This window comes from Pseudomonas sp. GW822-FHT06B12 (assembly GCF_058799675.1).
Window position 1 is genome coordinate 194791 of the sequence record NZ_JBXALR010000010.1, and the last position, 13386, is coordinate 208176.

Below are 13386 nucleotides of genomic sequence, written 5' to 3' on the forward strand. Positions count from 1 at the left end.
TTTGGCACTGAACGCCTGTACTTACGCCAGGATTGTCCGCTCGCTGGACTCTGGCTCCTCGAGCGCCTCCTTCATCAAGGCGGTCATCACCGCCAGATCCACTGTTGTTCCACTGCACGCCGAGACAACGTTCAAGCAGGTATTCGCATCGCCCAAGCGCTTGGCAATCGCCTTCTGCATCTGCGAGAACCCCAACTTGCCGATGCGCATCGTGGCCAGTTCCAGCATGCAATCGAGGTAGCTTGCGAACAGCGCCTCATAATCACCTTCGTGGTAAGCCCTGGCCCCATCGAACAGCCCTTTTGCCATCACCACGGCGCTCAGTCCGAGACCAATCGGCGGGAACACACACCCTACGACGGTGACGGCCGCTACCGCAGCGTCGTAGGCCAGTTTGCCGACAATCTCGATAAGACTCGTGGTCTGGGCATCTACACCGTCAATGATCTGACCGATCATATCGGTGTAACAACGAGAAAAGTCACGCACACGGCTCTCAAATTGCAGTCGTGGCGGCTCGACGTCGGCACTGCTGATCCGCACTGTTTCGATGTAAGCGGCGACCACCCGCTGGTCGGTGAACTTGGCGCGCTTGCAGTAATAACTGCCTAAACCGTTCACTTTGACCGACCTGGCGAACTCGGCCAGCGGTCGAAACCATCGGTCATCCGGGGCATAAGGGGTATACAACAAGTCCTCTGCCACGCCCTTGTTCATCGTGCGAAAAACATAAACACCCTCGATCCTGCGGCCGTCCAGATGAAACGTGTACACACCGTTGCGCTGGGGGGACTCGGGCTCTTCAAACTCCCACCGATCCGAAGGCTCCGGCTCGCGCAACCGATCAATGGCCCCTTCGATCTCCCAACTTTGTTGCCTGGTCAGTCTGCCGCTGAAGAATTCCGCTAACGCGGCACGCTGCATTTCATGCAGTCGCAGGTTCACATACACATCGCGTTTCAGCGCGTAGCCCGGGGCATTTGTATCCAGATAGTTTGCTTCCAACATGTCAATGTACTTTTCCCCCGGACGCAGCGTCCTTGACCAGCCAGGCAAATATTTAATCAACAGATCGGAAACAGGTGGATGACCGAGCAACAAACGAACTCTTGGGTAAATCCCCGGGTAACTTCCAGAGTCACCATCGTCAGTAATGTGATGCTCTTTGATGATCAGTTGAGACAAGGTCATCTCTTTCGAGACGTCCAGCTCCACCATGATCCGGTCGGGGTCGATGACGACCGTTTCGCCGTTTTCCGCCAGGACATCTTCAATTCGCGTTTTAATCAGGTCATAGGCGAATTTCTCGTAGCTGATCAGCGCCGCCTCGCGGGTGGCAAGCAAGGTCAACGCTTTAAGCTCGGTGTTCAACCGGGCGAAGTGCTGTCGCTGGTAGGACGAGGCCGAGCGATAACCGGCGGGAATGACCGCCTCCATTTCGCCCCGCAGCCAACCGACATTAAGCAAAACACCTTGACGTAATGCACCTGCACCGACCGACGGCCAAGGGTTGCGCTGGATACCGCGCCACTGACTCGGAAGTTCCAGCAAGAGCCTCATGTACGCATCAGTACGCCCTCGCTCACTGGCGTGAGATTGTCGGCTCAGGTAGCTGCGTCCCGCTGGCTGAGTCGTCCAGTCAAACAGGTGGAAGTTCAATTGCCTGATGCTTGCAAATTCGTACCAGATCCTGCCCCCGGGAGCCTCCGGCGCATAAAGGACGCAAGTACCGCCTTCACCTTCCGGCCCGCAATAGACAATCATCCCCTGGAAGGCATGTTCCCAGCCTTCGAACGAAAGATCTCCCAGTGAATAGTTTTCTGCATTCTGGCTGGCCCGATCGACAATCTTGAGGCTCTCGGCGCTGATATGCCCCCGCAGTTTTGCGCTGAGCGAACTCAGTACCGTGCGAGTTTCCAACACAGATTGCAGGGCTTGCAGCACCGCTTCATTGCGGTATCTTTCTTCAAAAAGAACGGCATACGCCGAACGAAGACTAGTCTCTCTCAGATCCTCCAAGAGAAATTGCCTGGTCAAGCCCGCCGGCAGTGTTTCACCTTCAAGGGTGATCTCCAATGGAGCAGAGGCCGGATCATACACACCGTTGAGTACGAACTCGGACAGGGTCAGGCGATTACATTGAATGACCTTTTGCTGCCCCACATAGAATGTATGGCGAGCGTTGACGAAAATCTGCTCCGGGTCGACGAGTTCGTCGGTTTCAACTCTGATAATTTCCTGGACATGAAAGTTCACGAAATCCTTGAGGGATTTCATTTCCCTCAACAGTTTATCCAGTACTTGTTCTTTTTGTGTCAGGGACTGTTCAGAATCGAAGTAATACTGGCGATCCTCTTCACTGGCGCGTTGCAACCAATCCGGTATCAGGTGAAGTCGCTCAATCATTGCTCGTTTCGATGGGCGTAAAAGTTCTTCCTGAACCTTATCACCCGCAATCTTTGTTAAAGTATCAATACTCACACACTCTTCCTTTTGGTGTTTTATAGAACAGCAAATTGCCACGGACTGACTCAATAACTCCACATTGAACAAAACCACCAAACAGCTTCGCCTGAGCAACAGCCTGAGAGACTGAATTCTGCCTCTCCCAATCTCTCATTCATCCGGCGCGCATGGGGTTCTTATCGAATGTCACACGATGAGCCTGCTCTTAGTCAGCGAAGAACTTTTCTTTCCTGAACTCAATAACAATCCCATGACAGATCCTATTAAACTCCCTGACATCCAGCACACGTGGATCTACACGATATTTCAGATCCATGCTCCATCGAACAGAAAAAATGCCGGCGGACTTTTCATCGAATGACGGAAACTCATCGTGCTGCACTTTCTCCATGACAGCCCACGTCAGAGACTCTGAGTAAGAGACAACTTCCTGCTTCAGATCATTGATAACCCAACCAGAAAAAAAGGTGTCATCGGGATCCAGACCATAACCACGCTCTTTGAAAATATGGTTCAGCTTAATACGAGTTTTTTCGCGAAGAACATCAGACATCACAAAGACCTATAAATGAATTATTAATTGAACAACACTAGAAAACAAAACGCTAACTGGCCGCCCAATCATTTATAGACACTTACAACATCAAGAGCACTCACAAACTTGTTTAAATTCGTAAAAACAGCAACTGAAACAACCCACAACCCCGTCAAATACCCAGCCATTACAGCAAAATCAGCCTATTCTTTCTACACACTACAGACACATTCAACTATTAAACCACCCCCCCTAACATAATGGCCTTAGCCACTGCTTGCGTCCTGCGCTGGACCCCAAACTTGCTGTGTATCCGTCGCGCGTGGGTTTTCACCGTGTGCAGCGAAATGAACAGTTGCTCCGCGATCTGTTGATTGGAACACCCCAACGCTATCAACTTGAGCACTTCCATTTCACGCAGACTCAGAGGGTTTTCTTTGAGACCTGACCCAACACTCTCGAGCTGCGTTTGTGTCTCTTCCAGGACTGCGATCAGGTTCGGCTGACGCAAACCCAGTTCGCGTAACGCCTGCTCACCATGACAACGTTTCACCCATTCCAGGCCCACTTTCAGGGCTTGCTTGGCCAGGACTCGATTCCCTGCCAGATAAGCCACCTCAGCCGATGCGAGATGGAGTTCTGTCTCCAGACTGTGCATACCCCGTTCGTGCGCCTGCTCCTGCAATACCTTGAGTTTTGCCTGAGGATCATTCGCCTGTTGCAGGTACACATTAGCCAGTATCAGCAAGCACTCAATACGTGGGATCAGTTCCAAAGTAGCCGGTGGAGCCTGACGCGCGTCGGGCCCGTGATAGTGGCGCAGCACCCGGGTCAAGGCTTCGTGGGCCAACTCCGGGCGCCCCTGCTGCAACCAGAAGTGGCTACTGACTTGCAGCAGGACACCGCGATAAACGGTATCGGGAATGTGCTGGCGCTGCATCATTCGCTCTGCGTCTCGCAAGCGGACGAAGGCCTGAGCGTAATCGCCCTGATTGGCGGCCACTTGGGCCAGCCCCAGAAAGCCGTACAACACGCGCTTGTCCTGACTGCGCAAACACAGTTGAAGTCCTGACTCAAAAAGCTCGGCAGCTTGATCGTCATGCCCCTGACACAGAGCCAATCGCCCCCGACGCAGGGCAATCCGCCCCAGCAATGGCGTGGCATGTCTGGCTTGCTCGCAAAGCAACTTATTGATGCTGCACAACAGGCTTTCGGCGCGATGAGGCGCACCGCGCTGCTCCAGCAGTTGCGCGTGATCGAGCTCCAGCAAGCCCTCGAACAGCAACGCCCCTTGCGCCCGCGCCAGACACAGCGCCTGGCGATTGAACGCCTGAGCCACATCAAGTTCACCCTTGAGCAAGGCTTGCTGCGTCAACCCGGACAAACACAGCAAACGTGCCGGCCAGGCCAAGGCTGGAAGCTCGGTCAACGCATCGAGAAAATGCTCACGGGCAGGTTCCATGCGCCCTTGCAAATGCAACAACCAACCTTGCTGAGCCTGCCAGCGCGCCACCAGTTGACGCTGCAACGTGGCCGACGGTTGCGGGGCGAATCGGGCCATTTGCTCGATACAGACGCCCGCTTGTTCGAAGCGTCCGGCGAACAACAATGCAGCGGTGATCAACCCGACCAACTGCGGGCTGCCAAACATCAGGTCGGCACCTTGCTGTTCATGCAGACGCAGCAGCAACAGCACATTCTGATGCTGGAACAAATGCTCGAAGCTGAAATGCTGCAACAGGCTGACCGCGACCTCAAACTCTTCGGCCAATAGCGCCTGCTCGAACGCCACTTGCCAGTCTTGCTGTGCAATGAACCACTGACAGGCCCGACGATGCCACGAGCGACCGGCCTCCCATTCATCATCGCGTACCAGCTTCGCCAGCGGCGGGAACACCTGCAGCCAGTCTGCCGAGTCTTCCCAGGGCTCGATGAAGCAGCCGAGCTCCTGCAAGGTTCGTAACCAGTGGCCACCCTCGCCCGCGCCGAACAGATGTTCGCAGAGTCCGACGTTGAAACGCGGTAGATGAGCCAGCACTCGCCAGGCTTCGGAGAGTTCCGGTGACAAGGTGCTGAACAGCTCGTGATCCAGGTAATCGAGCAACGTCGCCGAACGCCCTTGCTTGAGTTCACTGACACTGCTCCCGTTGCCATCGAGCAAGGCCACCCGCACGCAGGCGCACCAACCACCGCTGCGCTGAAAGATCCGTTCGCTCGCATTCGCACACAGCGAATGGGGGAGCTTATCGATCAATTGCTGGATTTCTTCGCGATTGAATACCAGCTCGGCACTGGCGCACTCGTACAGTTCGTCATCGAGCAACAACCGCGGCCAGTTGCAATGCGGACGTCGACGTCCACCCAGCCACCACGTCAGGGCCGGGCTGCTGACGGCCAGCACGCGATCAAGCAGCGCGTCGAGCTCTGGTGCCGGAACGCGGCAATAGTCATCGAGAAATAACCAGGTGGGTGCCTGCAAGTGCGCCAGATACGCCAACAGACTCGGCTCGTCTTGCACCGCAAGCCCTAACACCTGCGCCAACGTCCGACAAAATTCAGCGCGGCTTTGCAGCGCGCCGTTCAAGGGCAGCCAATAAACCGTGCACGGAGGCGGCGCCTGCAACAGGCACTCGGCGAACAGCGCGCTTTTACCGCTGCCAGCCGGTGCGCAGAGCAATTTCACCCGCGCAGTCGATGCCAGTAACGGTTGCGCCAGGCGCTCGCGGGGCAGGTGTTGGGAAGACAAACGGGGCAGGAATCCTGGACGGTCCAGACACTGAGTCATGGCGGTCATTGCGGCGTGCCTTTTTATAGTTGTGGCGCAACCCTAACCCTCTCCCGGCGCCGTGTTGAGAAACATTCAGGACGCTGATTGGCGCCCATAAAAAAGGTGACCGGCGGGTCTGATACCAGTCAGTCAAGGAGTTGAATGACGAAATCCTTGTGGGAGCGGGCTTGCTCGCGAAGAGGCCATCACATTCAACATCTCTGTTGACTGATACACCGTCTTCGCGAGCAAGCCCGCTCCCACAGGTTGCGTACCATGACTGATTGGCATTAACCAGAAGGTCACCCTCTACTCGGCCGGCGTGTCAAAACCCTTACCGAACGCCCTCTGCACGCAAGGCTGCCGGAGTGTAGTCGGCCGTCTTGGCGTCGAAGCCGAACTCGAAGCTGTGCTTCTCTTCGTTCTTCATCCCCAAGGCGATGTAACGGCCGGCGATGATGTCGTAGAGCGCTTCCAGGGTGTAAGCCGGTGTCTGGTGATCGTAGTAGTACTGGGCATGACCTTCGGCCACTCGCCAGAGTTGGCCGCGACCGTCGTAGTGGTCCACCAGCGCGACTTGCCAGCTGTCTTCGTCGAGGAACATGTGGCGTTTGGCGTAGATGTGCCGCTCGCTCGGTTTGACCGTGCCGACAATTTCCCAGACCCGGTGCAGCTCATAGCGAGTCAGGTCCTGGTTGATGTGCCCGGCCTTGATCACATCGTCGTACTTCAGGCTCGGTGAATCTAGCTTGTAGCTGTTGTACGGAATGTACATTTCCTTCTTGCCGATCAGCTTCCAGTCATAGCGATCCGGCGCCCCGGAAAACATGTCGAAGTTGTCCGAGGTCCGCAGACCGTCGGCGGCGGTGCCTGGTCCGTCGTAGGCCACTTGCGGAGCACGGCGTACGCGACGTTGACCGGCGTTGTAGATCCACGCCAGGCGCGGCTCTTTCACCTGATCGAGGGTTTCGTGAACCAGCAGGACGTTACCGGCCAAACGTGCCGGCGCAGTCACCGACTGCTTGAAGAAGGTCAGCACGTTGGCGGCTTTTTCCGGATCGATGTCCTTGATCAGGTGCGGTACGGCGATCTCTTCCTCGAAGCGAATCGGCGTGTAGGCGCCGTTGGTCTGCGGAGTCACCTGAGTGATGATGCGTTTGAGATTGCCGCCGTGATAACGGGTGATGTGGTTCCACAGCACCTCGACGCCATTCTTCGGAATCGGGAAGGCGTAGTAACGGTTACCGGTGAAGTTGGCCAAACCGTTACCGTCGTTGATGCTGGTGACGTTCAGCGCGCTGCGCTTGGCCGACTCATAGATATCCGGCGGCACGGCGACTGTGCGGTGGGTCGGGTAGACCGGGATTTTGTAGGTGTCCGGGTAGCGTTTGAACATCGCCACCTGCCCGTCCGAGAGCTTGTCCTTGTATTTGTCGACCGTGGCCGTGGTGATGGTGAACAGCGGTTTTTCACTGGCGAACGGGTCCGCCAAAAAGCCTTTGCTGTCCACCGCACCGGCGTTTTTCGGGATGCCGCCGGTCCAGGCTGGAATCGAACCATCGGCGTTCCCGGCCTTCTCCGCGCCCAGCGGCGTCAGGCTAGTGCCCAGTTTTCCAGCTTCTTCGGGCGATACCGCCGCCATCACGTTGGCTGCCAGCAAGCTCAGGGCCAGGGCACCGCATTGCAGAATAATCTTGCGCATAAAATCATCCTTCTCAGACAAATCAGAAGTTCACGCCGACACTCAAAGCGAGGAAGTCGCGGTCAGTCAGGGTGTTGTAACGGCCACCGAAGAAGTCGGTGTAACTGAGGCTTGCGGTGTAGGTGTTGCGGTAGTCGGCATCGACCCCAAGGCTCACGGCCTTGGCACCCTGGTTGAACAATCCGTTGGGCCCGTAACCACTGACGTCATGCGACCAGGAGAGGTTGGGCTTGAGGTTGACCCCGCCGATCACGTTGGCGTAATCGAGGATCGCCCGCGCGCGGTAACCCCAGGACATCGAGGTGACAAAGCCGCCGGTGTCACCACCGAAACCGTACTGGCCGTAGACCGAGTCACGGCCGTAACGCAGTTGGCTGCGCGGCTCCAGACCGCCGACGCGCACCACCGCCGCCTCGCCGACAACGGTCAAACGCTCCGCGCCGAGTACCTGGTCGAAGAAGTGCGTCAGGGTGCTTTGCACCTGGGTCACTTCCTTGCGCCGGTAGCCGCTGTTATCCGCGCCCGGCGTGGTCTTGATCGGCGACGCGGCACCGCCGGCAATCGGGTTGAGCAGCGCCAGCGTCAGGTCATTGGTGTTGACCTGTATCGGCGCGTTCGGCCGATAGCTGATTTCCCCGGTCCACGCAGTGCCTGTGGGCAAGGTGGTCGCGAAGCTCGCGCCGTACAGGCGAATGTCCTCCGGGTATTCGAGGAAATACTGGCCGCGTCCGAGCATCACGCTTTGCGCCAGAGCAGAGCCGGTACCCGGAGCAATCGCGTTGGCGGTGCCGACAATCCCCGGGAGCGCCGACAGCGTCGAGCGGCCCGCGGTGATGGTGCCGACGGTCGGCGTGCGACTGTGGTAGTTCATGAAGTACAGGCCGTACTCGGTACCGTCGCCCAGCCAGCGCAAGGCGGTCCCCCACTGCCCGGAATTACGCGCATCACGGTCGCTGGCGCGCTGGACGATCACCCCTTCGCGGCTGACTTCGAAACCCTGGCCAAACGCCGCGGCAATCGGCTGCAACGGTGCAATCGCCGGGCTGCCGACGGTGTAACCCTTGGTGCAACCTTCAGCCGCCACGTCGACGCCGAAGAAGGTGCCGCAGTTATCCAGAACGGTCTCGTCCCACTGCAACTGGTAGAAACCTTCCACCGTCAGCTGGTCGGTAAGCCCTTGGGAGGCAAACAGCATGTTGACCGGAATCAGGCCTTCCTTGATTTCCGCACCGGGACGGCGGAACGCTGAGACGTCGATCGGGTTGATACTGTTGATCGAGTTGCCGATGAAGGTACTTTCACCCCAACTGACCACCTGCTTACCGGCACGCACGGTGCCCGGCAGATCGGCGATGGAATAGTTGTGATAGACGAACGCATCGAGAATCTCCCCACCGGAGGATTTGGCGCCTTCCTTGCGGTCGTCGTTGCTGACGTTCTTGAACTCCAGGTCGCGGTTTTGCAGCGCAAAGTCGTACCAGTATTTACCCCGCACGAAGACCCCGCTATCGCCGTACTTCAGTTCGAGGTCATGGATGCCCTTGAAGATTTCCGAATAAGCCTGCCCTTTCTTGAAGTTCAAACGCCCGTCGTCACCGGTCGATGACTGGCCCGTGCCGCCATTGACGATGCCCACCAGCGACTTGTCGGCATCGCGCATGCCCCAGCTCGCGCCGATCGACAGCGAAGAGTCGAACGTGCCCTCGATTTCCCCGATATTGAAATCGACAGCCTGTGCCTGGGCACAGCAACCCAAGGCGACCGCGACGGCGAGCGTCTGCGGCGTGAAGATGGCGCGCATTGTTGTTTTTGTCATGCGTCTTCCCCGGTGAGTGACAGAAGGCCCCACCCTACTGCCGCCCTATGGGCGCGATAAGCGCACCAAGGAGGTATTCGCGTTGTACCTCCAAAGGATGAATGCCCGCACGGGCCGGGGCTTTGCGCCGGGCATGGATGGGCTGGATGAAGGGCTATCAGTCACGCGCATGACGCGGGCCAGCTGCTACGCTGTGTGTGGCAGCGACTGTTGCCGAGGCTGTAACAGTCATTGTCCCGAATCGCTATTTTTCCTTTGGCGATAAGGACTTATCCTTGCCTGGCTTTCACGGCAATGGGCCCGAAAGCACGATGTACCGAGGTGTGACCCTCCCGCCTCACTGGCGACAGAATCCAGGTGAACTGAAACCTTTTCAGTTCATCGCCCCGTGTTCACTGACGTTGATTTGTAGCTCCTTGATCCAACGTCTTACCTTGGCCGCTGCGTTTGCAGCGGCCTTTTTTATGGGTGGCATTCCGGTAAACGACGACTTTTCGTTTTCCTACAATAAGTTTCCGTAAGTCCTATAAGAAACATCTTTTTACTCCAGCGATAATCCTGCCTCTGCTTAGGTTTCATCGAAGCCTCTTTCAGCTTTACATGTAATAACCCACACCTCTCTCGGACCCATGCCTTTCGCTTCTGTTGTAACTTTAAATCGCACCAAGCAAAAAACGGCAGTCCATGAATACAGTGGGTGGCCAACAAGTTGTTCTTTTAACGTATCAAGCACATTCAAAAGGATATGAATATGCAAAAACCTCCCTTGGAACTTCCAACACTCTACATTGGTGCTCAGCCACTACCCGGTGGTATAGATCTCATAGGTGGAGGTTTCAGCAACGACTCTGGAACCATTCTTTACAGCGATCACTACGGCGTCAATTCGATAGTCGATATAACTTTTACCACATTGCGGGCCGTCATCCAGGCTTCGGAGCAGGAGTATGCAATCCGAATAAGTCAACTACCGCAGACCATTGAGCATGAACTGGCCGCAACAAGACTGGAAGGTTCAACCGCCCCGCTTCCACCCGCCGACGCGATCATTCGCGAGTTGGGCGTGCGTCACACGCTGTTGCTTCGAAAGACCGCGGAGTTTCATGGCAAAACGGCAATCGCCAATAGTTTTTATGGCATCGACCCCATTGGCAGGTCTGTGCATGAGTTCCCCCCAAGAGCCTTGGCCATGGGGAAGTCGGTCGACTCTGCGATGCAGGCATGGACCGCGTCGTACAGGGCGGCCCACGACGCACGCCTGTTGTACCAAACCATCCACTTGCTCAACCAGCAATCCGTCAATGTGCAGAACTTTCTCCGCGCTGTGCAGGCAGATGATCAGGCCCGAATGGCGGCGGAACAGCAAGCCCAGAGGGTCGCAGCGCAATTGGCGCATATGAACGCGCTAGCAGAGGCCCAGGCCCGAGAGCAGGCGCGGCTTGCAGCATTGGCAGAAGCTCAGCGATTGGCCAACGAGCAGGCTCAGATTGCAGCAGAAGCAGCCGCGCGGCACATCGCTGCCGAACAAGCGCATCTCGCGGCGCTAGCCGAACAGGCGCGTATAGCGCAAGAAGCTAAAGCACGAGAAGAGAATGCGGCAAAGGCACGAGCAGAACGAGAGGCACAATCCGCGAGGCTTAGATCGCTAATAGCGTCGCTTGAAAACGCCCAGATCAATCGCCCGTTTCCCGTATCAGGCTCGGCCGCCGCAGCTGGGCCGGTGTTTACCATTGCAACGGCAAACCTTGCCACAAGCACAGCGACCAACCTCGCCTTGAAGTCTGCACTGCGAGCAGCAGTGGCAGCTGTAATTGCAGGCGCCGCCGCCTCGGCAGGCGCAATTATTGGCGGGTTTGCGGCGCTGCTGTTTCCCTCACCATTGGCTAACAGTGACCTTCACGCCTTGAGCGTTCCACTTTCAGATCTCACGCCCGACGATCCCCATGACTTGCACGCCATCGCGGCGGCGAATGGGGAAATTGAACTGCCGGTGGCTATTGGCTCGAGAACTGTGGGCAACATAACGGAGTTCTTTGTTGCCGCCACGAACGGAACGACGGTGCCTTCTAAAGTACCGGTGCGGCTCGCCACCCGCGATCCAGATATAAACGTCTACAGGTCCTACACCCCCGATGCGTCGTCCACCGGTATGACCTGGACGCCGATTGTGGAACCGGACAACGCGTCAACTTCGCGTCCAAAGAGCGAGCCAAACATTTTCGTTTATAACGGCACTACCGTGACTGCCGTCGAAGGAAGGATCGATGTATTTCCGGAGTTGGATCTCTATAGTTTTGGCGGCTTCATCACTGTCTTTCCGGCAGATTCGGGCATTCCGCCGCTCTATGTTGTGTTCAACAGCCCATATGAGGGAGCAGTTGTCGAGGGAGAACACAGCGGACGTGATTTCAATCCTGAACAGACAGGTGGGCCAGTTTTAGAAATGGAGTGGCGGTCTGCAACCGCCTCCCAAGAAGGAGTCAATATGGTCAATTTGCATACGTCTCGGTTTCTTCCGTCTGATGCCAATAAAGTGATGATCGATCGGCTGGAGAAAATTCTCAAAGGAGAGCTTGAGATAACTGACACCGACAAACGTTTCTACACTCATGAAATAAGGGAACTCGAAAGATTTAGAGCTCTGGGCTATGGAGACACTGAGATGCCTGATGCAGACTCCTCGGTATGGAACAATGTTCATACCGCAACGTTGGAAGACTTCAAACTGAAAGACGATCCCTCGCTACTCTATACGCCGAATGCACTAGCCGCCGCAGAAGAACAAGATAAACGCGACTATCAAAGATTTCTGAAGGAGATGTGGTAATGAATACTATTGAGCAAATTGTGAAGAATGAATCTCTGGAAGATATCGTTACGGTCTTCGCGCTGGTAAAAGCAACGCCCCATTTGGACATGATGATAGGGAGATACAAACCTGAAGCCACCCGACACGGAGAACTTCAACGCATCTATGCACGACTCTTCGAAAACGGGGTATTGGCAAAGGGAGAAAAAGGGCTGGCGACTAAAGGCCTTAACTGGAAAGCCCCCAGCTTCGTAACAGAAAATCGATACGGCTAGCCAAACAGGCCGGAAAAGCCACCAAGTCGCATCTGTGCGGCTTGGTGGCCCAGATTTCTTAAAGCGAATACTTCTGCAAATTCGCCATCATTTCCTTCAGCGCCTCAATATTGTCCTTGGGATGCGCTGCACCTTCGAAGTCGCAAATCTGCTCCCAATGGGCAGCAACGTCTTCTGGCGAGAACCCCTCACGCGGATCAAACCCGGCGCCGAGGCTGCGCTCCCAGCGCACCTTACCCATCCAGCCACCGCCAACTTCGAACAGGCCGGAGGTTTCCTGGCAGTTTTCGCTGCCCAGGTACACCACCAGCGGGCTGACCAGTTCCGGTTTCAGCTGTTCGAAGACTTGCGGCGGGATCAGGCCTTCGGTCATGCGCGTGCCGCCCGTCGGTGCGATGGCGTTGACCAGGATGTTGTTCTTGCGGCCTTCGATGGCCAGGGTTCGGGTCAGGCCATAGAGGCCGAGTTTGGCCATGCCGTAGTTGGACTGACCGAAATTGCCGTAGATGCCCGACGTCGAGGCAGTGAAGATCACTCGACCGTAGTTTTGCTCACGCATGTGCGGCCACGCGGCGCGGGTGACTTTATAGGCACCTTCGACATGGACGCGGTAAACCAGGTCCCAATCGCCGTCTTCCATTTTGTGGAAGGTCTTGTCACGCAGAATCCCTGCGTTGTTGACCACCACGTCGACACGCCCGAAGGCATCAAGCGCGTTTTGCACAATTTTGTCGCCGTCGGTGACGGAATCGTGGTTGGCCTCGGCAATACCGCCCGCTTCGCGAATTTCCGCGACTACACGGTCTGCCGCTGAAGCGTTGGCGCCTTCACCTTGAGCCGAGCCTCCGAGATCGTTGACCAGCACCCTGGCGCCCTGCCTGGCGAATAACAGTGCATGAGCCCGTCCGAGGCCGCCGCCTGCACCCGTGATGATCACGACTTTATCTTCGAAGCGAACAGACTCTTTCATTACCAAACTCCAGCGGACCAGGGACAGTGAGTCCGAGTGTCAGGCA

General features: G+C 56.4%; 8 protein-coding genes. 2 read left to right on the top strand and 6 right to left on the bottom strand.

Annotation, left to right across the window (positions count from 1 at the left end):
- Positions 1–21: 21 nt before the first annotated feature.
- The 5 genes from AC1RKH_RS21780 to AC1RKH_RS21800 form a co-directional block, all read right to left on the bottom strand.
- A complete protein-coding gene (locus tag AC1RKH_RS21780; protein ID WP_493063145.1) occupies positions 22–2481 on the bottom strand; it encodes a dermonecrotic toxin domain-containing protein in 2460 nt (819 codons plus the stop codon).
- A gap of 190 nt (positions 2482–2671) precedes the next feature.
- Entirely contained in the window at positions 2672–3019 is a 348-nt protein-coding gene (locus AC1RKH_RS21785) for a hypothetical protein (protein ID WP_493063146.1), read from the bottom strand.
- A 220-nt stretch (positions 3020–3239) separates the two neighbouring features.
- Positions 3240–5795, bottom strand: coding sequence for a LuxR C-terminal-related transcriptional regulator (locus AC1RKH_RS21790; RefSeq protein ID WP_493063147.1), 2556 nt, complete (start codon positions 5793–5795; stop codon positions 3240–3242).
- 307 nt (positions 5796–6102) lie between these two features.
- Positions 6103–7470, bottom strand: a complete 1368-nt coding sequence (locus tag AC1RKH_RS21795) for a DUF1329 domain-containing protein (RefSeq protein WP_493063148.1) — start codon at positions 7468–7470, stop codon at positions 6103–6105.
- A 22-nt stretch (positions 7471–7492) separates the two neighbouring features.
- A complete protein-coding gene (locus AC1RKH_RS21800) occupies positions 7493–9286 on the bottom strand; it encodes a DUF1302 domain-containing protein (RefSeq protein WP_493063149.1) in 1794 nt (597 codons plus the stop codon).
- A gap of 751 nt (positions 9287–10037) precedes the next feature.
- Here AC1RKH_RS21800 and AC1RKH_RS21805 point away from each other — a divergent pair.
- Both AC1RKH_RS21805 and AC1RKH_RS21810 read left to right on the top strand, forming a co-directional pair.
- Positions 10038–12113 carry an S-type pyocin domain-containing protein gene (locus tag AC1RKH_RS21805; RefSeq protein WP_493063150.1) on the top strand — a complete coding sequence of 692 codons (2076 nt, stop codon included), beginning with the start codon at positions 10038–10040 and terminating at the stop codon, positions 12111–12113.
- Positions 12113–12370, top strand: coding sequence for a hypothetical protein (locus AC1RKH_RS21810; protein ID WP_493063151.1), 258 nt, complete (start codon positions 12113–12115; stop codon positions 12368–12370). The genes AC1RKH_RS21805 and AC1RKH_RS21810 overlap by 1 nt, the downstream gene beginning before the upstream one ends.
- 58 nt (positions 12371–12428) lie before the next feature.
- Here the strand turns inward: AC1RKH_RS21810 and AC1RKH_RS21815 are convergent, their stop codons facing one another.
- Entirely contained in the window at positions 12429–13340 is a 912-nt protein-coding gene (locus AC1RKH_RS21815; protein WP_123426702.1) for an SDR family oxidoreductase, read from the bottom strand.
- Positions 13341–13386: the final 46 nt, after the last annotated feature.